Annotated in this window: 22 protein-coding genes; all 22 read right to left on the bottom strand. The window is 43.8% G+C overall.

The window, feature by feature from the left end; genetic code table 11:
• Positions 1-12: 12 nt before the first annotated feature.
• Positions 13-891, bottom strand: a complete 879-nt coding sequence (locus I6E26_RS01445; protein WP_235320044.1) for a polyprenyl synthetase family protein — start codon at positions 889-891, stop codon at positions 13-15.
• A complete protein-coding gene (gene xseB, locus I6E26_RS01450; protein WP_235320045.1) occupies positions 891-1136 on the bottom strand; it encodes an exodeoxyribonuclease VII small subunit in 246 nt (81 codons plus the stop codon). Before xseB ends, I6E26_RS01445 begins: the two co-directional genes overlap by 1 nt.
• Position 1137: 1 nt before the next feature.
• Positions 1138-2340, bottom strand: a complete 1203-nt coding sequence (xseA, locus tag I6E26_RS01455; protein ID WP_235320046.1) for an exodeoxyribonuclease VII large subunit — start codon at positions 2338-2340, stop codon at positions 1138-1140.
• A gap of 28 nt (positions 2341-2368) precedes the next feature.
• Positions 2369-2803: a transcription antitermination factor NusB gene (gene nusB, locus I6E26_RS01460; RefSeq protein WP_235320047.1), complete on the bottom strand. Its 435-nt coding sequence runs from the start codon at positions 2801-2803 to the stop codon at positions 2369-2371.
• A 32-nt stretch (positions 2804-2835) separates the two neighbouring features.
• Complete coding sequence (locus I6E26_RS01465; protein ID WP_235320048.1) at positions 2836-3081, bottom strand: DUF2273 domain-containing protein; 246 nt, start codon at positions 3079-3081, stop codon at positions 2836-2838.
• A gap of 15 nt (positions 3082-3096) precedes the next feature.
• Positions 3097-3666, bottom strand: a complete 570-nt coding sequence (gene amaP, locus I6E26_RS01470; RefSeq protein ID WP_235320049.1) for an alkaline shock response membrane anchor protein AmaP — start codon at positions 3664-3666, stop codon at positions 3097-3099.
• An 18-nt stretch (positions 3667-3684) separates the two neighbouring features.
• On the bottom strand, positions 3685-4080 hold the full coding sequence (locus I6E26_RS01475; RefSeq protein WP_235320050.1) for an Asp23/Gls24 family envelope stress response protein: 396 nt from the start codon (positions 4078-4080) through the stop codon (positions 3685-3687).
• 233 nt (positions 4081-4313) lie between these two features.
• On the bottom strand, positions 4314-4871 hold the full coding sequence (gene efp, locus I6E26_RS01480) for an elongation factor P (protein WP_235320051.1): 558 nt from the start codon (positions 4869-4871) through the stop codon (positions 4314-4316).
• Between the two features lie 45 nt (positions 4872-4916).
• On the bottom strand, positions 4917-5993 hold the full coding sequence (locus I6E26_RS01485) for a M24 family metallopeptidase (RefSeq protein ID WP_419179894.1): 1077 nt from the start codon (positions 5991-5993) through the stop codon (positions 4917-4919).
• Between the two features lie 11 nt (positions 5994-6004).
• Entirely contained in the window at positions 6005-6451 is a 447-nt protein-coding gene (gene aroQ / locus I6E26_RS01490; RefSeq protein ID WP_235320053.1) for a type II 3-dehydroquinate dehydratase, read from the bottom strand.
• A 59-nt stretch (positions 6452-6510) separates the two neighbouring features.
• Positions 6511-8520 carry an NAD-dependent DNA ligase LigA gene (gene ligA, locus I6E26_RS01495; protein ID WP_235320054.1) on the bottom strand — a complete coding sequence of 670 codons (2010 nt, stop codon included), beginning with the start codon at positions 8518-8520 and terminating at the stop codon, positions 6511-6513.
• Between the two features lie 13 nt (positions 8521-8533).
• A complete protein-coding gene (pcrA, locus tag I6E26_RS01500; RefSeq protein WP_235320055.1) occupies positions 8534-10879 on the bottom strand; it encodes a DNA helicase PcrA in 2346 nt (781 codons plus the stop codon).
• Positions 10880-10958: 79 nt separating this feature from the next.
• Positions 10959-11888 (bottom strand): manganese-dependent inorganic pyrophosphatase, encoded by a 930-nt coding sequence (locus I6E26_RS01505; protein ID WP_235320056.1) that lies wholly within the window; start codon positions 11886-11888, stop codon positions 10959-10961.
• A gap of 40 nt (positions 11889-11928) precedes the next feature.
• Positions 11929-12411 carry a tRNA (uridine(34)/cytosine(34)/5-carboxymethylaminomethyluridine(34)-2'-O)-methyltransferase TrmL gene (trmL, locus tag I6E26_RS01510; RefSeq protein ID WP_235320057.1) on the bottom strand — a complete coding sequence of 161 codons (483 nt, stop codon included), beginning with the start codon at positions 12409-12411 and terminating at the stop codon, positions 11929-11931.
• Positions 12412-12422: 11 nt separating this feature from the next.
• Positions 12423-14081, bottom strand: a complete 1659-nt coding sequence (ilvD, locus tag I6E26_RS01515; protein WP_235320058.1) for a dihydroxy-acid dehydratase — start codon at positions 14079-14081, stop codon at positions 12423-12425.
• A gap of 141 nt (positions 14082-14222) precedes the next feature.
• Positions 14223-15548, bottom strand: coding sequence for a type I restriction-modification enzyme R subunit C-terminal domain-containing protein (locus tag I6E26_RS01520; protein ID WP_235320059.1), 1326 nt, complete (start codon positions 15546-15548; stop codon positions 14223-14225).
• Complete coding sequence (locus tag I6E26_RS01525) at positions 15488-17602, bottom strand: DEAD/DEAH box helicase family protein (RefSeq protein ID WP_235320060.1); 2115 nt, start codon at positions 17600-17602, stop codon at positions 15488-15490. Before I6E26_RS01525 ends, I6E26_RS01520 begins: the two co-directional genes overlap by 61 nt.
• Before the next feature lie 33 nt (positions 17603-17635).
• On the bottom strand, positions 17636-18352 hold the full coding sequence (locus I6E26_RS01530; protein WP_235320061.1) for an HI0074 family nucleotidyltransferase substrate-binding subunit: 717 nt from the start codon (positions 18350-18352) through the stop codon (positions 17636-17638).
• 13 nt (positions 18353-18365) lie between these two features.
• Complete coding sequence (locus I6E26_RS01535; protein WP_235320062.1) at positions 18366-19466, bottom strand: restriction endonuclease subunit S; 1101 nt, start codon at positions 19464-19466, stop codon at positions 18366-18368.
• A gap of 336 nt (positions 19467-19802) precedes the next feature.
• Entirely contained in the window at positions 19803-20849 is a 1047-nt protein-coding gene (locus tag I6E26_RS01540; RefSeq protein ID WP_235320063.1) for a restriction endonuclease subunit S, read from the bottom strand.
• Positions 20850-21145: 296 nt separating this feature from the next.
• Positions 21146-22117, bottom strand: a complete 972-nt coding sequence (xerA, locus tag I6E26_RS01545) for a site-specific tyrosine recombinase/integron integrase (RefSeq protein WP_235320064.1) — start codon at positions 22115-22117, stop codon at positions 21146-21148.
• Between the two features lie 64 nt (positions 22118-22181).
• Positions 22182-23654: a type I restriction-modification system subunit M gene (locus I6E26_RS01550; RefSeq protein WP_235320065.1), complete on the bottom strand. Its 1473-nt coding sequence runs from the start codon at positions 23652-23654 to the stop codon at positions 22182-22184.
• Positions 23655-23933 lie beyond the last annotated feature (279 nt).

Genomic DNA, 23933 nt, shown 5'->3' on the forward strand with positions numbered 1-23933 from the left:
CTCTCCCCTTTTTTATTTATTACGCTCCAAAAGCATCTCTACCAGCTCTTTCAGGAAAGATGCCTTGTCCCCAAATACTTCCAAGGCCTCCACTGCCTGAGCCACAGTATCAGCAGCCAGACGACGAGCCTCCTCCAAGGAGGTCAGGGTTACATAGGTAGACTTGTCATTGCGCTCATCACTGCCTACCGGCTTGCCAATAACAGCTTCATCCCCTACCACATCCAAAATATCATCGGTAATCTGGAACGCCAAACCAAAGCAATCAGCATAGGTAGTCAAGGCCTCCAGCTGCTTCTCGTCAGCCTGAGCCATAATAGCACCACTGCGGATAGCCGCTCTGAACAATGCACCTGTTTTGCCCATATGCATTTTCCGCAGTTCCTCCATGGAAATTCGTTTTCCTTCGGACAGCATATCAATAACCTGTCCCCCTACCATGCCATTAGGGCCGGCAGCAATACTCATTTCCTTCACAACCTGCAGCAAAAGCTCCGCAGATACATGGGGCTGACGAAGGATAACCTCAAAAGCCTGTGTCAGCAGGGCATCCCCCGCCAAAATGGCCATGGCCTCACCATAAACCTTATGGTTGGTCAGCTTGCCACGACGATAATCATCGTTATCCATAGCTGGCAAATCATCATGAATCAAGGAATAGGTATGAATCATCTCTATACCACAGGCAGCCTGAACAAAATCAGTTCCCTTGGCTCCTACAGCATCTGCTGCCGCCATTAATAGAATAGGACGCAATCTCTTGCCTCCAGCAGTAAGGCTGTATTCCATAGAAGCTGCCAGCTCAGGCACCAGTGCCTTATCCTTGCCCAGCTCCTTTACCAAAGCTTCCTCAACCAGCTTGATACGCTCATTCCACTGCTTTTTATCCATTACTGCTCCCCCTCTATGATTAGCTGCTTTTCCACAATCTCTCCCTTAGAGGATTCCTGCAGCACAATATCCATTTTCTTTTCTGCCTGCTTCAAGGCATCCATACATTTGGCAGACAATTCCATACCCTTGGTATAATCCGCCACAATATCCGCCAAGGGCGACTGGCCCTTTTCCAGACGAATAACAATATTTTCCAGCTCCTGAAGATTCTCCTCAAAGGAAGCCTGCTTCTTTCTTGGCATATTATACCTCCTCCAATGCTACAGCCTGAGCATGAATAATACCGTCCTGCAGCTCTACCTGAATCCTATCTCCCGCCTGAACTTCCTGTATGGTGGCAATAACCCGGTTGTCCCTGCTCCGCACCATGCCATAGCCCCGCCTTAGAGTATTCATAGGATTCATCAATTCCAACTTGTCCATTAAATGTGTCAAATGCTGTACCTGCTGTTTTAACTGCTGGCTGCCGCTTTGGCCCAGTCTAGCTGCTAGATTATCCAGCCTCTCCATACGCTGTTCCAGCATCAGATGGGGATTTTCCATCACAGGCCGGGTTAAGAGATGCTCAATACCCTTGCGACGAATATCCAGCTGCTGGACAGCACTATTCCTAAGTCTGGTTTGCAGACTTAGAAGCTGAGCCGCTATCTCCTGGCCATCCCTTACGGCCATTTCCGCAGCCTGAGATGGAGTAGCCGCTCTTTCATCTGCCACAAAATCTGCCAAGGTAAAATCCGTTTCATGACCAACGGCAGATATAACTGGAATCGCAGAATTATATATGGCTCTTACCACTACTTCTTCATTGAAGGCCCACAAATCCTCCAAGGAGCCACCGCCTCGGCCTACGATTAATACATCCACCGGATAATGAGCATTAAAAAAATCCACCGCCTGAGCAATCTGCTCCGCTGCTCCGGCGCCCTGAACCTGTACCGGCTTTAGCACCAAGCGAATACCGGGAAAGCGCCTCTTGGAAACGCGATAAATATCTCGCAGAACCGCTCCTGAGGAAGATGTTACAATACCTATAGTAGCAGGATAGATTGGCAGTGGCTTTTTGTGCTCCTGGTCAAACAAGCCCTCTTGAGACAATCTGGCCTTAAGCTGTTCAAAGGCCATAGCCAGATCTCCCACCCCATCAGGCAGCATATTATTTACATAAAGCTGATAACGACCGCCCTCTACGTAGACATTAACAGAGCCAGCAGCTATTACCGCCATGCCATCCTCCGGCCTAAAGCGCAGTCGGGAAGCACTGCTTCTAAACATGACACAAGGAATAATCCCCTGGGCATCCTTAAGGTTAAAGTAACAATGTCCCGAAGCATATTGCTTAAAATTAGATATTTCGCCCTTAACGGCCAAATTCCGCAGAGCCCTGTCCCCAGATATTAAATTAGCCAAATATCTGGTCAGCTCTCCCACAGCTACAACCTTAGACACATTGTCACCTGCCTTCTCCCCAGCTTTTTCAGCCCTTGCTATTTACACCAGCCAAAACACCATTAATAAAGCGGCTGGAGTCATCAGTGCCATACTTCTTGGCCAGCTCTATAGCCTCATTGACAACTACACCCACATCAGTCTTTTCCTCATCAAATTTCAGCTCATAAACCGCCATACGGGCAATATTACGATCCACACCAGCCATGCGGGATACCTTCCAATCCTTGGCAGCACCGTTAATCATGGCATCAATATCCTCACGGAAAGTCATGGTGCCAAAAACCAGCTTTTCAATGAAGCCTCTATCTCTGGCAGTTATATTCCCATTCTCCAGCTCAGCAACTGCTGCCTCAATAGCCTTTTCCTGGGCCTCACGGCTGGCTATTGTCTCTGCATCCGAATTAAAATCCAACTGAAACAAGGCCTGTAAAGCCAATTCACGAGCCTGTCGTCTACTCATATATATTATTCCTCTTTCTCAAATCTATAAAACTATCTCAATCGATGAATATCCCGGGGAATACAATCCTTAATATTCTGCCAGGTATTTCCTTCCCGATCCACATTCATACCTACAAAAAGGCCCACTGCCCCCATAAAAAAAATGAAGAGCATATTCCAAAACCCAAATATCAGAATACATATTCCCAGCAATATTCCTGCTGTACCGCAGACACATTTGCCGGGATGCCTTTCCCATAAATGCTGGCCAAAGGCTGCAATGCTATCCTTTAACACTCAAATCACCGCCTGTTACTTAATCCGGCGCTTCTTCACAGTAACGCCACTGGCAATGCTTTGCACTGAAATCTTTATATCAACATCATCAATGCCAGCAACCTCTACCAGATATTTGGCAAGCTGCTGCCGCAGCTCGTCGCTAAGCTCCGGGATATTCCGCTCCTGACTAACCTCCAAGGAAAGTTCCAGCTTCAAAAAATCTCCCTGCTCCTTGCGATGCTCCACTCTGCTCTTGACCTTGGCCTGCTGTACGCCACGAATCTTCATAGCCATAGACTCTGCCATATTGCGGATAGCAGCCAGACTAACACTAATCTGTCCTGTTCCGCCGTTAATCAGCAAAAGATCCTTGGCATTAACCTGTTTGTTACTGCGGTCAAAGCTGCACAAAAGCAAATGTAAACTCAGCAGGATACCTACTCCTGCTGCCGCTGCTGTCTGCCACTGATTGACAAAATATTCGTATTCATTCAAAAGCACCCTGTCAGGAACAACATGCAGGCATAGGGTCACTATGCCTGCACAAAAAGCTCCAACTAACAGGGTATAGATAAATAACAGGCCTCTGTTAAAAATCCCCATTATACTGCACCCTTTTGCTTAACGCACACGAACTTCTTCCTCTTTGGCCTCGGTTTCAGGGAAGCCCACACCCTGAACATGAACGTTAACCTCTACAACAGAGAGGCCAGTCATGGATTCAATGGCATTCTTAACCTTCTCCTGAACATTCAAAGCCACATCAGGAATCCGCACGCCAAACTTAACGATGATATACAAATCCACCGCAGCTTCGGTTTCACCAACCTCTACCTTGACGCCCTTGGCCAGATTCTTTTTCCCAAGAATCTCGGCAATACCGCCTACCAAGCCGCCGCTCATGCCTGCAATGCCATCTACCTCAGTAGCAGCCATACCTGCAATAATGCTAACAACTTCATCAGCAATACGTACAGAACCAATGCCCTCATCAAGTTTAATGTTTTCGTTTGCCATAGAAAAACCTCCCTTGCAATTTTAACCAGGGTTTAATACACATATATCCATCTCCATTGGGAAACCATGTATATTTGCCCACTACAGGGACTGCTTATGCAATCCTTCATATATTATTTTACCAAACATATAGACTTTATACAAGTTTTTTTGCAAAATTGTATAAAAAAAAGGGACACTGCCCCAAAAACAGTCTCCCTTTTTGTGCAGTATTAATTTATCAATGTTCCAGATTAGGCACGCTCAATGTAGTTGCCGGTACGAGTATCAATTCTCAGTACATCTCCCTCGTTGATGAACAGAGGAACGCGTACTGCATAGCCAGTCTCCAAGGTAGCCATCTTGGTAGCACCAGTAGCAGTGTTGCCCTTAACACCTGGCTCACACTCAGTAACAGTCAAATCTACAGAGTTTGGCAGGGTAATACCGATAACACGGCCCTTGAAGGACTGAATAGCAACTTCCATATTCTCCTTCAGGTAGTTCAGAGCATCACCCAGCTGCTCCTTGTTCAGCTCAGTCTGCTCATAAGTCTCATTATCCATGAAAGTGTACATGCCATCAGCCTCATAGAGGAATGCCATGCGGGCAGTCTCCAGATGTGCAGCAGGCATCTTCTCGTTAGGGTTGAAAGTACGCTCTACTACAGCGCCAGTCTCAACATTCTTAATCTTGGTACGAACAAAAGCTGCACCCTTACCTGGCTTTACGTGCTGGAATTCAACAACCTGCCAAACGCCACCATCAATCTCAATAGTCAGGCCAGTGCGGAAATCGGTACTTGTAATCATAAATAAAAACCTCCAAAAAATAATTTACAATTTAATTTCTATGTATCAAATACATAGTTCAATTAATTCCTTATTGCTATGAGTAAGAATCTCACAGCCATCCGGGGTAACAGCAACTGTATCCTCAATGCGGACACCACCCCAATCAGGAATATAGATGCCAGGCTCAACTGTAACCAGCATATTTTCTTCCAACGCTTCACAGGTACTAGCTGGTGAAAGTCTTGGCTCCTCATGGATTTCCAGACCAACACTGTGGCCCAGACCATGACCAAAATACTTATCATAGCCAGCCTCCCTGAACAGCTGACGAACTGCAGCGTCTACAGACTTGCCAGATGCTCCAGGCTTTACCAGGCTTACCCCCAGCTTTTGTCCCTGCAGAACCAGATTGTATATTTTTCTCTGTTTTTCATCAGGAGAACCTACACAAATGGTACGAGTCATATCAGAATGATAGCCCCTATATACAGCACCATAGTCCATTGTAACAAATTCTCCAAAATTTATCAACTTTTCTGTAGCAGTTCCGTGAGGGAGACTGCCTCTTTTGCCGGAAGCTACAATGGTGGTAAAGGATGGACACTGGGAGCCCTTGGCTCTCATTACATTTTCCAAGGCTGCTGCCACATCATTTTCACTAATACCTGGCCGGATGTAGGTAAGGATATAAGCAAAGGCTTCATCCCCTATGGCCATAGCCTTGCGAATGCAGGCCAGCTCCTCAGCAGACTTTATTTGGCGCAGAGAATCCAGACTTACAGAGGTAGTGAAATCCGCGTCATGCAAAAGCTGGGCAATTTTGCCATGCCAATCAAAGCACAGATTACTGCCCTCAAAACCAACCTTTTGCAAGCCTTCCTCATTGATCAGCTCACCTACCCGCCGGAGTAAGCCCTTTTCCTGCTTGCGAATCTGAAAATCCGGGGATTCCTTTTCCGCCTGCTCAATATAGCGGAAATCCGTTATAAGCTGGGCGCTATTCATGCCGATAACCAGCATGGAATCATCCCCGGTAAAACCGCTAAAATAATGAAGATTTTCCAGCTTGCTAATAACAACTCCATCCAAGCCTTTGTCCCGCAAAAATTCTCTCAGGTGATTCAAACGATTTTTATACATATCCATAGCATTTACCTCTGTGCCTTGATTTTCTTCATGGCTACATACATAGCTGCACTATAGCTGTCTGTACCAAAGCCCAAAATCTGCCCCATAACCACAGGGGCAATCACAGATTTGTGGCGGAACTCCTCCCGGGTATGTACATTGGAAATATGCACCTCAATAACTGGTACATTAACAGAAGCAATGGCATCCCGCAGAGCAATACTGTAATGAGTAAAGGCTCCCGCATTGAGAATGATAAAATCCACTCCCTTGGCCGGGGCCTGCTGAATCATATCTATCAGACCGCCCTCATAATTGGACTGATAAAATTCTGTCTCCACGCCCTGCTCCGCCGCCTGCTGAGCCAGCATTTCGTTAATATCCTGCAAAGTCGTACTGCCATAAATCTCTGGTTCTCTGGTACCCAGCATATTCAGATTTGGACCATGCATTACCAGTATTTTGCTCATTTTTACTACTTCCTTCCTGTATTAACAGACTATGCCTTTATAGCCTGCCAGCCTTAGATTCAATTGGCGCCAATCAGCTGTAAAAATTCAGCCTCGTCAATTATGGTGATGCCCAGCTCCTGAGCCTTGACCAGCTTACTGCCTGCCGCCTCTCCCGCCAGAACATAATCCGTCTTTTTGGACACAGAGCCTGCCGCCTTGCCACCATGAGCCTCAATCATATTCTTGGCATCATTACGGCTCAGAGTTGGCAAGGTGCCGGTTACCACCACTGTTTTACCTGCCAGGACATCATCCACAATACCAGTATCCTGCAGCTCCATATTAACACCATATTCCCTCAATCTTCTAAGAATATCCCTATTCACATCATCCCGGAAATATTCATAGATAGCCTGACTGCCAATACTGCCAATATCCCGCACCTGCTGAATACTTTCCACATCAGCCTCTGCCAAGGCATCTATAGAGCCATAGTGAAGCATCAGCTCTCTGGCTGCTGCCTTGCCTATACCAGCAATGCCCAAGCCAGTTACCAGACGCTGTGGCTCATTTTCCTTAGCCTTTTCGATAGCCGCCAACAGCTTGTCGGTATTCTTTTCCTTGCCAATAACACCCTTGGCAATCAATTCATCCCGGTGCACCGCAAGGTTAAAGATATCCGCAATATCGTGAATATATTCTCCTTCAATCAAGGCATGAATATTCTGTTCTCCCATACCCTTGATATCCATAGCATCCCTGCTGACAAAATTAATAATATGATTTTCCAGCTGAGCAGGACAGGAAGGATTGGTACATTTGATATCTGCTGTATCTACCTCCCGCACTGCCTTGTGACCACAGACAGGACAGGTATCACCTATCAGGAAAGGCACTGTGCCTACAGGACGCTTTTCATGGCACACAGACCGCACCTTGGGAATAATCTCTCCAGATTTGAATACCTTGATAGTATCACCAATGCGAATATCCAAGCCATCAATAAAATCCTGATTGTGGAGGGTTGCTCTCTCTACCTTGGTACCGCAAAGCTGTACAGGCTCAAATACCGCCGTTGGGGTAATCCGCCCAGTACGGCCCACAGACAGCTCAATATTCAGCAATTTGGTTTCCTTTTCTTCAGGAGGGTATTTGTAGGCCACCGCCCATCTAGGCACCTTGGAGGTTTCACCCAAAGCCTGCCGTTGAGCAAAGCTATTCAGCTTTACCACTGCTCCATCAATATCATAGGGCAGTTCTCCTCTGGAAGCGCCAATCCTGTCAATAGCCCCCATAACCTCGCTGGCAGTGTGGCACACCTGATAATTGTGAATTACCTTGATGCCCTGCTTCTTCATAAATTCATAGGCCTCAGTATGACTGGCAAACTCCCTGCCCTCAACCCTTTGCAGGTTAAAGACAAACATGGACAACTGCCGGTCCTTAACCACCTTGCTATTCAGCTGCCGCAGGGTTCCTGCCGCGCAGTTCCGAGGATTGGCAAACTGCTTCAGCCCCAACAGCTCCTGACGAGCATTAACCTTGGCAAAGGCCTCCCGACTCATATAAACCTCGCCCCGAATTTCAAAATAAGGCAATGGCTCCTTAAGCTTTTCCTTAATATCCTTAATAACCTTGGCATTATCTGTAACATCCTCACCCTGAATAATGCCATCACCTCTGGTAATAGCCTGAACAAGAATACCATCCCGATAACGCAAAGCTAAGGACAGACCATCAATTTTTTCCTCTACCACAAACTCCGGATTATCCAACTGTTCTATGGCCGAGGTCACAAACTCCTCTACCTCCTGACGCGAAAAAACATCCTGCAGGGAAAGCATAGGCACATCATGAGCCACCAGCACACCAGCCTCACGACGGGCATTGCCCCCTACCATCTGGGTAGGGGAATTTTTGGTAACCAGCTCAGGATAATCTGCTTCCAGCTTTTTCAGTTGTAACATAAGCTGGTCATATTCATAATCAGAGATTTCCGGCTCATCATTATTGTAATAGCAATTGTTATGATGACGGATTTCCTTCCGGAGCCGATTCAGCTCCTTTTTTACCTCTTTTATGTCCATCTTTATCCTCCAATTACACCTTTTTTAGAGGCGCATATCTCTGCATCAGCTTTTTTAGGCCAATACCTGGGAAATTAATCTGAATTTCCGTTTCCTCACCGCTGCCTGCCACCTTCACCACAGTGCCAGTGCCCCATTTGGAATGGGAAGCCTTATCTCCCACCTTCCACTGAATAGACATATCCGGCCGATTCAGACTCTTGGTGCCCATTTTCACAGAGCCTGCCAAGGATGGGTTGGCACTGCGCAGGGCATTAAGAGCCTCTAAGCCAGACATAGGCTGTCCTTTAGGAGTCGGCCTAGCTGTAGACATATTAGGCCTCATGTTTCTGCCAATACCGCCACCGCCAATACTGCCCCAGCCATCATAGTTACCGCCAAAGCCAATAAAGCTGTCCTCTCTTTTGCGACGGAAAGCCAGCTCCTCCTTTAGCTCCTCTGGGAACTCATACAGGAAGCGGGATGGCTCATGAGCCTCAGTGCGACCAAAGATGGTGCGTATGGAAGCATAGGTCATATACAGCTTGCGCTGAGCTCTGGTAATACCTACATAACAGGTACGGCGCTCCTCCTCCAGCTCCTCTGGCTCCATCAGGGTACGGCTGTGAGGGAACATTCCCTCCTCCATACCAGTCATAAATACCACAGGGAACTCCAAACCTTTGGCAGAGTGAAGCGTCATGAGAGTAACCCTCTCCTCCTCCAAATCAGAATTATCAATATCTGACAGCAAAGCCATTTTGCTAAGGAAGTTCTCCAGATTTGGTTCTTCCTCCTCTTCCTTCTCAAAATCCTTGGCTACTCCTACAAACTCCTGCAGGTTTTCAATTCGGGATTCATTTTCCAGCTTTTTCTCCGCCTTGTCATTTTTCAAGGCTTCAAGATAGCCTGTAGTATCCATAACCTCCTGAATCAGATCCGAAACAGCCAGCTTGTCCATGCGCTCCATAAGCGTAAACAAAAGCTCCGCAAATTTCTTCAAAGGATTTTTGCTCCGGGCGGTTAAGCCAGGCACCTGCTCCAAAAGCTCCTCATTGGCAATTACCTCAAAAAGGCTGAGATTGTTTTCCACACCATAGACCATTAGCTTTTCAATGGTACTCTGGCCCAAGCCTCTCTTAGGCACATTGATAATCCGCATGAGGCTCACCGAATCCATAGGATTGTACAGCACCCGGAGGTAGGCAGTAATATCCTTGATTTCCAGACGGTCGTAGAATTTCAATCCCCCCACCATTGTATAAGGCAGACCTACCCGCATAAAGGCATCCTCCAGCACACGGGACTGGGCATTGGTTCTATAGAGAATAGCTATATCACCATAGGAGGTTTTGTAGATATCATGCTGCTTGCTGATGCTCTCCGTAATAAATCTAGCCTCATCCCGCTCATCACTGGCCATATAGGTAGTGATTTTATCTCCCTGCACATTATCTGTCCAGAGATTCTTCTTTTTACGATGAGTGTTATTTTCGATAACTGCATTAGCCGCCGCCAAAATGGTTTTGGTAGAGCGATAATTCTGTTCCAGCATAATGGTTTTGGCATCAGGATAATCCTGCTCAAAATCCATAATATTGCTAATATCAGCACCACGCCAACCATAGATGGACTGATCCGCATCACCTACTACGCAAAGATTGCGATAGCCCCCAGCCAACAAAGTTGTCAGCTGATACTGAGCCCCATTGGTATCCTGATACTCATCCACCAGAATATAACGGAAGCGACGCTGATACCGACTGCGGATTTCCTCATTTTCAGATAACAAGGAAACCGTTACCAACAGCAGATCATCAAAATCCAGAGCATTGTTCTCCCTCAGCAGCTTCTGATACCCCTTGTAAACCTCGGCCACCTTTTTTTGATAAAAATCACTAGCCTGAGCCTCAAAGGCCATAGGCCCCAGCATTTGATTCTTGGCATTAGAAATAGCATTGCGGATACCACCGGGATTATACTGCTTTTCGTCCAGATTCAGCTCCCGAATAACCTTCTTTACTACGGTCTGAGAATCCCCGGAATCATAAATAACAAAATTGCTCTTGTACATACCGGTGCTTTCGATTTCCCGGCGCAAAAAGCGGGCACAAAAGGAATGGAAGGTGCTAAGCCAGATATCCTTGGCCATAGGACCAATCATATTCTCCACACGTTCCCGCATTTCTGCCGCTGCTTTGTTGGTAAAGGTAATAGCCAAAATGCTATAGGGAGCTGCTCCATGCTCCAAAAGATTGGCAATACGATGTGTCAGTACCCTTGTCTTGCCAGAGCCAGCTCCAGCCATAATCAGCAAAGGGCCTTCCAGACAGGCCACCGCTTCCTGCTGGGCCGGATTCAAACCAGAAAAAATATCCAAGACTCATTCCCCCACAAACTCAAAAAGAGCTGCCGATGTGTTTTACTGTCATACATCAGCAGCCCTTGAATAATACTATTTACAGCTTTGCTGCAGCCTCAGTCAGCTGAGGTACAATCTGCTTCTTACGGGACATAACCCCAGGCAGATAGATGGAATCACCGCTGGCATCCTTGCCGAAAGCATCAGCAATCAACTGCTTTGGCTCACCTACAAATACCAGTTCAGTGGACTCCTCCATAATATCAGTAACCATCAGCAGGGACATATCATAGCCCTCATTCTGGCACAGCTCCTGCATAGCAGCAACCAGCTCAGCCTTCTTGGCCAGAATATCAGCAGTATCCATAACAGAAATCTGAGCCACAATAGCCTTGTACTTACCAAAGGAGAAAGGCTTGGAATCAGTCTTGGCAATCTGAGCAGGAGTCAAATCTCCCAGGTCAGCGCCAGCCTTCAGCATAGCCATACCATATTCCTTCAGATTTACACCAGCAATAACAGCCAGCTTCTCAGCAGCAGCCTTGTCCTGCTCAGTGCAGGTTGGAGACTTGAAGAGAACAGTATCAGATACAATAGCAGACAGCAAAAGACCAGCAATTTTCTTTGGCAGCTCTACCTTCTGGCAGTCAAACATCTTGGTAATAATAGTAGCAGTACAGCCTACTGGCTCAATATGAACAAAAATAGGATTAGCAGTGTTCAGGCCACCCAGACGATGATGATCCACAATCTCCAGAAGCTCTGCCTTGTCCAAACCATCAACAGACTGAGCTGGCTCATTGTGGTCTACCAGCATAACAGCCTGCTTCTCCTCTACGGAGGCAATCAGCTCAGGAGCCTCTACCTGGAAATAATCCAAGGCATACTGAGCTTCCTTGCCTACCTCGCCCAGACGTACAGCAACAGCCTCTACACCCTGAGCCTGCTTCAAAGCAGCATAGCTCAATGCGGAACAAATAGAATCAGTATCAGGGTTCTTGTGACCTGTAATAAATACCTTACTCAAAACAATTCCTCCTATAAATCAATTCAAATTTATGTTTATATCAAGTTCTTGTGCCGGGACCAACCTGTTGCAGGTTAGCATAATCCAACTGCCGCATAGCCTCATAGGCTACAATAGCCGCAGAATTGGACAGATTGAGAGAGCGGGCGCCCTCAATCATAGGAATGCGGATGCAGTCCTCCCAATTTGCTTTCAAAATATCCTCTGGAATACCAGCAGTTTCCTTGCCAAATACCAGCAAATCATCCATACCGAAAGTAGTCTCAGAATGGGCTCTTGGTGCCTTGGTACTGCAAAAATGGAATTTGTGCCCCTGATACTTCTCCTGTACCTCAGCAAAATTCTCATGAACATGAACCTTCACCAAATGCCAATAGTCCAAGCCTGCCCTCTTGAGGTGCTTATCATCAATGGAAAACCCCAGTGGCTTTACCAGATGCAGTTCAATACCTGTAGCAGCACACAATCTGGCAATATTACCAGTATTTCCCGGTATCTCCGGCTCTATCAATACAATATGCATAGACAGACTCCTTAGTCAGCAGTAACTACAGCACCACGGGAAGCAGAAGTAGTCAGCTTGGCATAACGGGACAGATAGCCAGTCTTAATCTTTGGCTCAGGCTTTACCCAGGCAGCCTTTCTCTTGGCCAGCTCCTCATCGCTAACCCGCAGCTCCAGCTTACGATTTGGAATATCAATATCAATCAGGTCCCCGTCCTCAATAAAGGCAATAGGGCCGCCGGCCATAGCCTCTGGAGAAATATGGCCAATGCAGGCACCACGGCTGGCACCGGAGAAGCGACCATCGGTAATCAGAGCAACCTTCAAACCACGGCCAGAAATAACTGCAGTAGGATTCAGCATTTCCTGCATACCTGGGCCACCCTTTGGTCCCTCATAGCGAATAACTACCACATCACCCTCAACAATCTTGCCATCCATGATAGCATTAACAGCAGACTCCTCAGAGCTAAAGCACTTTGCCTTGCCAGTGTATACCAGCATATCCTCAGCCACAGCAGACGCCTTGACAACTGCATTCTCAGGGCACAGATTACCGGAGAGAATAGCCAATCCACCTTCCTTGCGATAAGGCTCCTCCACAGTCTTGATAACATCAGGACGGAGGATCTTGGCATTGGCAATCTTCTCAGCCACAGTGCCTACAACAGTCATAGCATCAGTATGAATAACGCCCTTCTTGGACAACTCCTTCATAATAGCATTGATACCACCGGCCTCATTCAAATCAATCATGTGGTGAGTGCCAGCAGGACTCAGCTTAGCAATATAAGGAGTCTTACGGCTGATTTCATCAAATCTAGCTGCTGGCAGCTCAATACCAGCCTCATGAGCAATAGCAGTCAGATGAAGAACAGTGTTGGTAGAGCCGCCAATACCCATATCTACAGTAATGGCATTCTCAAAGGCCTTTTCCGTAAGAATATCTCTTGGCTTAATATCCTTCTTCAAAAGCTCCATAACTACATGACCAGCCCGCTTAGCCAGCTGACGACGAGCACCAGTATAAGCAGCCGGTATAGTACCATTGCCAGGCAGGCCCATACCCAGAGCCTCAGTCAGGCAGTTCATGGTGTTGGCAGTAAAGAGACCAGCGCAGGAGCCGCAGCCAGGGCAGGCAGCAGCCTCAATGGAGGTCATATCAGCCTCGGTAATCTTGCCAGCAGCAAATTCACCAGCAGCCTCAAAGGACTGGCTAACGCTGATATCATGTCCCTGATAACGGCCTGGCAGCATAGGGCCGCCGCTGACAACCACACATGGAATGTTCAGACGGGCAGCAGCCATCAGCATACCTGGTACAACCTTATCGCAGTTTGGAATAAGCACCAAAGCATCAAAGCCAGTAGCAGTAGCTACAGCCTCAATGGAATCTGCAATCAGCTCACGGCTGGCCAAAGAAAACTTCATGCCGGTATGGCCCATAGCAATACCATCACAAACACCAATAGCAGGGAACTCCATAGGAGTACCACCAGCAGCAGCAACACCTAACTTAGCCGCCTCAGTAATCTCTCTCAAATGTATATGACCAGGAATAACCTCGTTGAAGGAATTACAGATACCAATCAACGGCTTCTGCAAATCCTCAGGGCCAAATCCCATAGCATTAAACAAAGAACGATGAGCACATCTAGTAGCGCCTTTTTTTACAACATCTGATCTCATATTGCAACTCTCCTATATTGTCAATTTTGTACTATTGTACATCAAAATAGACCAAATGTCCATATTTCCTTGTGGATATATGCAATTAATAATCATCATATTCTCAAGAAATATACAAGGTAAATCAAAGCTTCTTCATCTTTAGATAATTTCCTGGGAATTTTTTCTAATATCAGATACCTTTCCCATAATTCTTTGCACCACTAACATATTATCCCTAAACAAATTGCCTATACCTCCAGCAAATTCTGTAAAAGGCTGTTGACTAAAAGTGGATTTTACATCTACTATATTGCCATTTTTCACAATATAGCTAATAATCATTTTAACAAAATCAATCTGCCTGCTGTTCAAGCTGCTATCCGTAATAAATTCACTAAAGGCCTCATTTACAGCCTGCTGATCCATACCCAGCAGCTCTCTCACCAGCATCCCTACCGGCTTCTCCCCATAGGTCTTAACATAATCCTCCTTGGAACCCAAATCCTGCCACAAAATTTTCTCCAGCACTGCCAAATCAGTGGTAGTCATCTGCTTATTATTCCGCAGCTTATACACCGCCAAGGTATCCTCGTGTTCATGGAGATAGCTCTTTACTCTTTCCCTATAGGGCTTCAGTCCAAAACCGCCACCCAAAGGCTCTCCTACACTAATATTCACCAGCTCATCATCAAAATGAGTATAATAAATAGACTGAATCTCACTATCCAAGAACTGCATTAACTCCCGTAGTGCCTCTCTGGCTTGATCAAAAGCAAAAATATCTGCCTCAGCCCAATACCCATCCTGAATTATCCTATCAATAAGCTGTCGCTGAGCTGCAACCTGTGGAATTGTATATTTTCCTGCCAGCTTTTGGCAACTGGTAGTTACCATAACAGCAAACCTATTGATATTAGTCTGATTCAAAGTGCCTAATATAATACTGTACATAGTATAATCAAAACGCCTTGCCAGCTCATCCTTGTCTGTCACAGGAACAATGGGAGCAATATTTTGTTTTATATCAGCAATTTTACTGGTGTCCAAATCCTGCCAGTTTTCTATCTGCCGATAAATATCCACATATTTTCTACGCAGTTTAACACGGAAGCTATCATCGTTCAGACAAATTACCTCGTGACACAGCATTTCTACCAAATTCTGCCGGAAATCAACATACTCCTTTTGCTGATTATATTCTCCAGCCTGCAAACATCTGCAAATCTCCACCTGGGTGTTAAAAATTCTTTCTGTCAAGCCGACCTGTTTACCATTATCCTGACCATTGGTATTAACACGGAAATAGTCAAAATTCCCACAAAAATCCAGAATCAGGAACTTATCTTTATCCTGCCCTTTCCCCAACAGATTCTTGCACAACCGAGTCCCCCGGCCAATCATCTGCCAGAATTTGGCATAGCTCTTTACCTTTTTATAAAATACCAGATTAAGGATTTCTGGCACATCAATACCTGTATCCAACATATCCACAGATACAGCAATTTGCGGATATTTATCCCTTGTACCAAAATCATCCAATAGCACATCAGCATATTTGATACTGTAATCAATCTGCTTGATAAATTCCCCCCATATTCAGGAAACAGCTTATTAAACCGTTCCACTATAGCTTTGGCATGGAGGCTGCTGCGGGCAAAGATGATGGTTTTGCCAAGAACATCTCCTCCTGACACCTTTAGTCCCTTATCCATCAATTCCTTTAGCATATTGTCAATGGTATCCTGATTAAAGAGCCATTTATTAACCGCCGTATTAGGCACCTTTTTAGTAACACTTATCGTAGGATCTTCAGCAAAGGTGTCCTCAAAATGCTTTTTATCCTCCTCTGACAGCTCATCATAATGAACACCATTTTCCATAATGGCATCCTTATATTCCAAGGTTGTATAATTTACCAAATAACCTTCCTCTACCGCCTGCTCCAATTCATAGGCAAAGGTAGGATTGCCCTTTTCCAAATCAAATACGCCATAGGTATCCTTGTCAATCTCGCTTTTTGGAGTAGCCGTAAGCCCCAACAGCATACCATCAAAATATTGAAAAATATCCTGATATTTGTTGTAAACAGAGCGATGAGCCTCATCCAATATAATCAGGTCAAAATGCCCTGGCGTAAACAACCGTCTACCATCCTTTAGCCGATTGCTATCTATGGCATTCATAATGGTAGGATAGGTAGAAAAAATCATTCTACACTGCTGAGGATCCTCCTTGTTTTCTGTCAAATTACAGCAGGTAAGATTTGGCAGCAAATCCACATAGTTTCTCATGGCCTGCCTTACTAATGCTGTTCTATCTGCCAAAAACAAAATGTTCTTCACATAATTATGCTTTAGCAATACATCCACCAAGCTAATGCTGACGCGAGTTTTCCCTGTACCGGTAGCCTGTACAATCAACAGCTTGCGATGATGGTTTTCTATTTCTTCACAAGCAGTAATAACCGCTTCTTTCTGGTAAGGACGATTGGTAATATTTCCATCAATTTCAATATGGTATAGAGGCTTTCTAGTTCTCCGGCGTTCCATTTCTAGCTGCAGTTCATCCTGAGTCAAAAAACCAGAAATCTGCCGTCTTGCTTCCTGTCGAAAATCATTTGTATAAAAAATCTCAAAACCATTGGTGGTAAAAATCAAAGGTCTACGACCATACTGCTTCCCTAGGCAATCTGCATAAAGCTTGGCCTGATAACTACCTGCCATAGCATCTACAGATGTTTTCTTGGCCTCCACCACCGCCAAAGGCATCTGGTCTTGACCATAAAGCACATAATCCACATAGCCATTGCCGCTATTATTAGGCATTCCTGCCACCGGCACCTCGGTATAGCAATTAGGAAGCTTTACCTGAGCACCAGCAATCCGCCAGCCAGCCTCCATCAAGGCCAAATCTATATAGCGATTTCTGGTTTCTGCCTCGCTGATTTCGTCCACCTGAAAAACCCTCTGCTGGATATTGACTTGCTTTAACTCCTGCAGCTGATTCATTAAGGCCTCATTTAATTTTTTTAGTTCCTCCAGAGATTGAGACTTCTTGTCCAAAGCATCGGCCATTTTTTGTAACTGTTGTTTATTTTGACTTTCCGAAGCTGGCTTAGGCAAAATATTTACATCAAATTCTACCTGCTGATAATCCTCAGAATAGGAATAATCAATCCAATCACAAAAGCTATGGAGATTACGGAGAGACAAAATGGCATCCTCTGCCTGTACCGGACTACCTGAATGTACCGCCACATTTCCCAGTCGCACAATAAATTTGATAAGGTGGAATAAATTCAGTCCTATCATATCCTTGAAGCAATAATTGTGTATTAAGGCTGATAGATTATCCTTGTAGGGAATAGTCAGGCTTGGCTCCACAGAATAAATAAATTTAACTCCCAGCTCCAAGGCCTTGCGAGCGTGAATAGCCACGCTGGCAGGCGAAATAGCCAGTGCCTTTTCTGCCTCCACGGCTGCCTGAGCAAATTCCGAATATCCCTTTTTATCCAACAAATAGGCAAAATTAGATGCCATCTGTACCACTCCATCTCTCCAGCCTATTCCCCGTTAGCTATGGGGATTTATTCTCTCAGCGGCTTCCTGCTCAAAGGCTGTTAATAAACCAATGTATTTACTGCAAATTTTCTCGTATATATCCTGTGCTGTACTTTCATTATAGGTGTGGGAGGAAAGATTGCGTTGCTCCTGCATTTGCAGCCAATCCTCAGCACTGTCAATCATGGCTTGCTTCCACCCCTCACGAATAGAACTGCGGGGACTACTAGCCTCAATGCCTTCATAATCCAGCATGGCCTTCATCAGCTTCCAAGCTAATTCAAAACAAAATTCAAAGCGCTGAATCGTGGCATCCAGATAAAGACCATCTGCATCTGCTTGGCTATTGGCAGCTATCCGCAGTCGTTTCATAGCCTTGTGATAGTCCTCCCATTTCATCTGTAGCTGTGCTATTGTCATGGAATACTTTCCTCCTGCTGTTGCAAAAAGCAATTTTCCCTCATTGTCAATGGCTTTTTGCAAATTTTCATTAACCTGCCGCTCGTAGTCAATTACATCAAAGGTATAGGGTACATTGCTATCCTCCAAGGCAATTGCTAATTTTCTAATGGCACCTTCTGTGCCCAATACTGCCAAGTCAACATCGGAAGTTTTCTTGGCATCCCCCCGCGCCCTGGAACCAAAGAGCTTAATCCATTGAATACCATTCTGATATTCCTGAAAAATACGGAAGATTATTTTCCATTGTGAGGTAGATATACCAAACATATTACCACACCCCTTAGGAAAAATACTTCTGCATCAGAGAGGCCTGCAAGGTTTCCAATTCTTTTAGGCTCTTTTCTATAACAGATTTTGATTTAGCGATCCGATTAACAAACTCCTCAAACACCTTAACTGTGCCAATATCAGGAACGGGAAGTGATATTTCATTTAACATTTTCCCAGTTATCTGGTTAATCGTTGAAGTCCCTGTAGATATCTGACTTCTAAAAAATGGCATTTCAAAATATGTTTTTAGATATGAATAATACTCACTTCGTATAATCATCATAAAAGCGCCAAAAGTTGTAGGTTCTACAAGCCCTTTTATTAATGCTGTTTTACCTACAAGAGCTGCACTACCATTCCTTGAACACATCAAAATATCATTATCCTGAACCAGCAACTTTTCTTTAATATCGCAACTCACATATACATTATCATCAAATGCTAATACACCGTTTTGGATATTACTAGACCGTAACACTAGAGTTCCGTTACCATCTTCTACTGTATCAACAGGCTTGTATGTTAGACCATTCCAATAAGAAGATATTTCATTAAGTTTTCTTACAGGAAATTGTTTTGTGTTTTTATCTGATTCGCCAAACACCTCGATAAATCGGGCTTTGATAAGATCTTCCAGCTTTTTTATTTCTTGACTGCGAATTTTAATAATGTTATCTAATATTTCTAATTGATCTGCCATTTCTTCTTGCTTCGATATGGCATACAATTTAATGCCATTTTTCTTTATATCAGGTACTGTAAGTTGTGGTATTGATGTACCACTGCATTTAGGTTTTAAATTTCTAAGAACATAATACAAATAACGTGCAGAAATCTTTGATAAATTTGGAACAAGCGTAATCAAGCGAACTACTGGCAAAAAAGGCTCAGTTCGTATAGCTACAAATCCTATAGTTCCCCTAGCTGCAATGGTGATACTCAGTTCATCTTCTTTAGCTAAATCGGTATATCCATATAATCCATTATTTTTTTCTGCATTCGCATATATAGGGACTGAATATTTTTTTGTTTTACTCTCAGAAAATCTATTCTTTGGTACATCTCCACCTGCATATATTCTCTTACAAACATCCTCAAGCTTTACCTTCATATTTTTTCTCCCCACAAATCCGAATTTTTTCTATACTAAAATACTAACCTACATTCTATAATTTAACAATACCTATATCTATATTTTATGCTTGATAAAGAACATCATATTTTTCGCGATACAGCCTACGGTCATAACGACTTTTGCTCTGTCCGACTTAATGGCCCTTCCTGATGGCTTAGTCTTACGCAGTAATACCGCTTGTCGCTGAGCCAATTCACAGTGGCCGTAATGATAAAGAGTGCTGTCGGGGCCACTTTTGCTGCGCAAAAGCAAGAGTCTCCCGATGCAAAAGTGTTATGCCCCTCCGGCTGTTGCCGAATCATTCTGCTTTTTCTATGCAACCCTATGATTTATCACAATGTTTTGATACACTTGCAATTTTGATTTAGCGATTTGCCTTACAAAATCTGCAAATTGATTCTGTTCGTCAATAGAAACACAAACAATCGGTATCTCTTGCAAATTTTTAACAGATATACCTGGCTGTGCCGCACCTGTCTGATATCTTTTCAAATCAAGATTTAACAGTAATTGATTCAACCAAATACTGTTTATTTCCACCAAGGGCGTAACTAATAAAGCATGTTCAGTATTCTTAAACTTTCCATTCACATATTGCACATTCCCACTTAATGCCCCTTGCCTACCTATAAGAGAATATTCGCCCTCTTGGTTATATTCCGCAACATACCCTCTAACCCCATTTCCACCATAACAAGGATATGGATTAGATTCTGATGGTTCATCTAAAATATCAGATGCAGCTGTAAAGTCACCAGCTTTCAATGTCATCACATTTTTAAGTTCTTTTGTCTCTAGATTCTTTGAATTAATAACAGGATCACCAAACATCTCGACAAATCGGGCTTTTACTAACTCATCCAATTCCTTTTGCTGTAGCATTCGAGATTGAATGATAAAATATAATTTTTCTAAAATCTCAGAATATCGCATCTGCTTTTCCTTTGTTAGGTCTGGCACCAATGTTTCTTCTAATACTTTTCGCCCTATTGATTTAAATGTACTTCCCACTCCTTTATTATTTAGTTCCTGATTTTTGCTCTTCAAAAGCCAAAATATAAATTCTTTTGAAACCTTTGATTTATCTAGTGTAATTGCAGCTAAACCTCGTCCTATGCAACATTTTTCTTTCGCGTAATTCACTGCACCAATCGGTGCTCTAACAGAAATGAGGATATCTTCTGGCTTTGCTATTTTTTGTGGAGCTGAGCACCATTTTTTAGCTATGGGATATCGTTCTCCAAAATCGGCATTTCCTTGAAAAAAAGGAAGTCCATATCCTTCATCGTTATAACTATTGGAATCTGGTGACTGTCCCATATTAATAGCACATATATCTTTCAACATAATGTAATTCATATGCATTTTCCTCGCAAATCCGAATTGACAGATTTGCAAGGTCGTATTTCTGGTCATATATACCGATAAGGCAATATGATTCGTCAACAGCCGGAGGGGCATGACACTTTTGCGTTAGGAGGCTTCCCGCTTTTGCGCAGCAAAAGTGGCCCCAGTTGCACTCTCTATCATTACGGCCTATGTGAATTGGCTCAGCGATAAGCGGTATTAGTGCGTTAGAATACATCATCAGGCAGGGGCATTTAACCGACAAAGCAAAAGTCGTTATGACCGCAGGCTGTATTAAAAGAACAATTCTAAGCCATAAACCTTCTATGGGCAGCCTTAACATTACTTTGATTAACCATAGCATATTGCATCGTAGTATCAATCTGAGAATGTCCCAATATTTTCTGCACCTGTTCAATAGGCATCCCCTTATCAATAGCTCTGGTAGCCATAGTTCGTCTAAATTTATGAGGATGGATTCTATCCAAATTCAATTTGCGCCCCATTTGCCGCAACCTTATTTCCACCCCGCTAATTTTTAGCCTATCATATGGCGCATCCAGAGTTACAAACAAAGCATTATTACCATCTTTGCGAGATTTCAAATATTTTTTTAGATGCACCTTGGCCTTGGCATCAAAATAAACTCTCCTCTCCTTGTCTCCCTTACCATATACCACACACTCCCGACCATCAAAATCCACATCATCAATATTCAGATTTACCAGCTCTCCTACGCGAATCCCAGTAGCATACAGAAAGTCTATCATAGCCAAATCCCGAAGATTGTCACAACCATCCCGCAATTTTTCCATACTCTCGTCAGATATAGTGGTTTTGACAGCCTTTTTCGTGCGTATTTTGTGAATCCGTCGCATAGGACTTTTCAATATATAGTCCTCTTCCTCCAGCCAATTAAAGAAACTAGATAGATTGCGACGAACATTGTCGATTGTCACATTACTACAGCCATTAATTTTTTGATATTCCATAAGATATGTCCGAATATCCTCTGTGGTCATTTTGCGAATAGAAAACTTGGCCATATCCTTTAGCAAATGCTCCACTGTAGCTTGATAATATTTTATAGTTCGACCTGAACAGCCCTCAACCCTCTTTGCCTCCAAAAATTTTGTCAAATAATCTTCATTTGACAAATTCTCAATATCAGGCCTGTTGCCGCCCAGCTCCCTAAGCATTACTTCCTGTAGCTTCTTCATCTGTGTCAAAGAAAGATATTCTGACATTTCATTCAATACGGTAACTATTCTTTTTTGCATACTGATACAAACTCCCTTTGTACCAGCATCCTCCAACCAACATCAAACTATACCAACAAAGCTTTTATTCCTTCAGCATTTTCTGCAGTTCAGCCAATTCCTGCTGAATCTCTGCCTCCAAAGCATTAATTTTTCCCAAAATCACAGATGTTGGTTCATATTCCACTTTTTCGTAGACAATTTCCTTATATTTATTAATAGACAAATCATAGCCATTGTCCCGAATTTCTTCCACAGGAACCATAAAGCTTTGCTCTGTCCGTTGACGATTTTCCTCAGCAGATAGATTTTCATATCGGCTAATAATATCAGGTATATCATTTGCCTCCACAGCCTGTCTTTTATCATCAAGACTAAGGCCATCTGCCTTCATATCATAAAACCATACCTTGTCTGTACCACCAGCACCAGTTTTTGTAAAGAACAAAATTGCAGTAGATACACCAGCATAAGGCTTGAACACACCGCTTGGCATAGATATTACTGCCTGCAATTTGTTATTGTCCACCAGTTCCTGCCTAATCTGCTTATGAGCCTTGCTGCTGCCAAACAATACGCCATCTGGTACGATAACTGCTGCCCTGCCGCCTTTCTGCAAAATACGCAAAAACAAAGCTAGGAAAAGAAGCTCCGTTTTCTTGGTTTTAGTGACCTTTAGCAGGCTAGCAGATACGCTTTCTGCATCTAAGCTCCCCTTAAAAGGAGGATTAGCCAAAACCAAGGAATACTTTTCCTCATCTGAATTTTGTTCAGAAAGGCTATCTCTATAACTAATATTTGGGTTTTCTACCCCATGAAGCATCATATTCATGGCACCAATACGGAGCATGGTAGTATCCATATCATTGCCATAGAACATCTCATTGTTAAAATGATTCCGCAGCTCAGCATCCAACAGCATGTCCTTATGGTGCTCCCGTAAATACAACTGAGCCTCACACAGGAATCCGGCAGAACCCATAGCCGGATCTATAATAGTATCACTTGGATTTGGCTTAACCATTTCCACCATCATTTTGATAATATGCCTTGGCGTACGGAACTGTCCATTTGTACCTGCAGTAGCCACCTTGGAGAGAAGGTACTCATACAAATCTCCCTTGCTATCTCCTCCCTCGGCAGCTTCCTGAATATTCAACCCATCTATACCATCAATAATTTTGCTAAGCAGTCCCGGCGTAGGAATTTTGAAGATAGCATCCCCCATATACCTGGCATAAGCGGAATCCTTATCGCTATGAAGTCCCTTGATAAACGGAAATACCTTTTCCTGAATCAGCTTATATACTATATCAGCATCCCCCAGATTCTTGAATCTGCTCCAGCGATATTCCTGTTCATCTTCTGAAAAAATTCTATCTGGCTCAAAGCCCAAAATCATAGCATCAGCTTCACGACGAGTTTCCACCTCATCCAGTTGCTTGATAAACATAAGATAAGTAAACTGCTCAATAACATCCAATGGATTGGTAATGCCACCAGTCCAAAAGGTTTCCCAAATTTTATCTATTTTGTTTTTCAACTCACCTGTAATCATTACATCACCTCAAAAATAATCTTAATTATTATTATAGCATGTTGTATTATATACAGCCAAAAAATTTCGTTCTGCCTACCACACCTTGTACCACTGTGCGGCAAAATAGACCAAATATCTATATATTTTAATTTTATATTCACCCAACAAGCAAATACAAAAGAAATCCTTTTATGGTAAAATAAAAATACTCAAACTTCCCACACAGAAAATCCTCACGGCTCCTTGAAAACTGTATATTTCAAAAGATAAATTTCTCAATTAGCTTGCAATAAGCGT

Source organism: Anaerovibrio lipolyticus, assembly GCF_021531495.1.
Classification (GTDB): Bacteria; Bacillota; Negativicutes; order Selenomonadales; family Selenomonadaceae; genus Anaerovibrio.

Bases quoted from the DNA above. Each gene is read 5' to 3' on its own strand.
- I6E26_RS01485 (WP_419179894.1), bottom strand. From the start codon at position 5,993: ATGTATAAAAATCGTTTGAATCACCTGAGAGAATTTTTGCGGGACAAA.
- I6E26_RS01535 (WP_235320062.1), bottom strand. From the start codon at position 19,466: ATGAAGGTAAAGCTTGAGGATGTTTGTAAGAGAATATATGCAGGTGGA.
- efp (WP_235320051.1), bottom strand. From the start codon at position 4,871: ATGATTACAAGTACCGATTTCCGCACTGGCCTGACTATTGAGATTGAT.
- I6E26_RS01530 (WP_235320061.1), bottom strand. From the start codon at position 18,352: ATGTTTGGTATATCTACCTCACAATGGAAAATAATCTTCCGTATTTTT.
- I6E26_RS01550 (WP_235320065.1), bottom strand. From the start codon at position 23,654: ATGATTACAGGTGAGTTGAAAAACAAAATAGATAAAATTTGGGAAACC.
- aroQ (WP_235320053.1), bottom strand. From the start codon at position 6,451: ATGAGCAAAATACTGGTAATGCATGGTCCAAATCTGAATATGCTGGGT.
- I6E26_RS01525 (WP_235320060.1), bottom strand. From the start codon at position 17,602: ATGGCATCTAATTTTGCCTATTTGTTGGATAAAAAGGGATATTCGGAA.
- I6E26_RS01540 (WP_235320063.1), bottom strand. From the start codon at position 20,849: ATGAATTACATTATGTTGAAAGATATATGTGCTATTAATATGGGACAG.
- nusB (WP_235320047.1), bottom strand. From the start codon at position 2,803: ATGAGTAGACGACAGGCTCGTGAATTGGCTTTACAGGCCTTGTTTCAG.
- trmL (WP_235320057.1), bottom strand. From the start codon at position 12,411: ATGCATATTGTATTGATAGAGCCGGAGATACCGGGAAATACTGGTAAT.
- xerA (WP_235320064.1), bottom strand. From the start codon at position 22,117: ATGCAAAAAAGAATAGTTACCGTATTGAATGAAATGTCAGAATATCTT.
- xseB (WP_235320045.1), bottom strand. From the start codon at position 1,136: ATGCCAAGAAAGAAGCAGGCTTCCTTTGAGGAGAATCTTCAGGAGCTG.
- I6E26_RS01520 (WP_235320059.1), bottom strand. From the start codon at position 15,548: ATGTTGGATACAGGTATTGATGTGCCAGAAATCCTTAATCTGGTATTT.
- I6E26_RS01445 (WP_235320044.1), bottom strand. From the start codon at position 891: ATGGATAAAAAGCAGTGGAATGAGCGTATCAAGCTGGTTGAGGAAGCT.
- ilvD (WP_235320058.1), bottom strand. From the start codon at position 14,081: ATGAGATCAGATGTTGTAAAAAAAGGCGCTACTAGATGTGCTCATCGT.
- I6E26_RS01475 (WP_235320050.1), bottom strand. From the start codon at position 4,080: ATGGCAAACGAAAACATTAAACTTGATGAGGGCATTGGTTCTGTACGT.
- ligA (WP_235320054.1), bottom strand. From the start codon at position 8,520: ATGGACATAAAAGAGGTAAAAAAGGAGCTGAATCGGCTCCGGAAGGAA.
- amaP (WP_235320049.1), bottom strand. From the start codon at position 3,666: ATGGGGATTTTTAACAGAGGCCTGTTATTTATCTATACCCTGTTAGTT.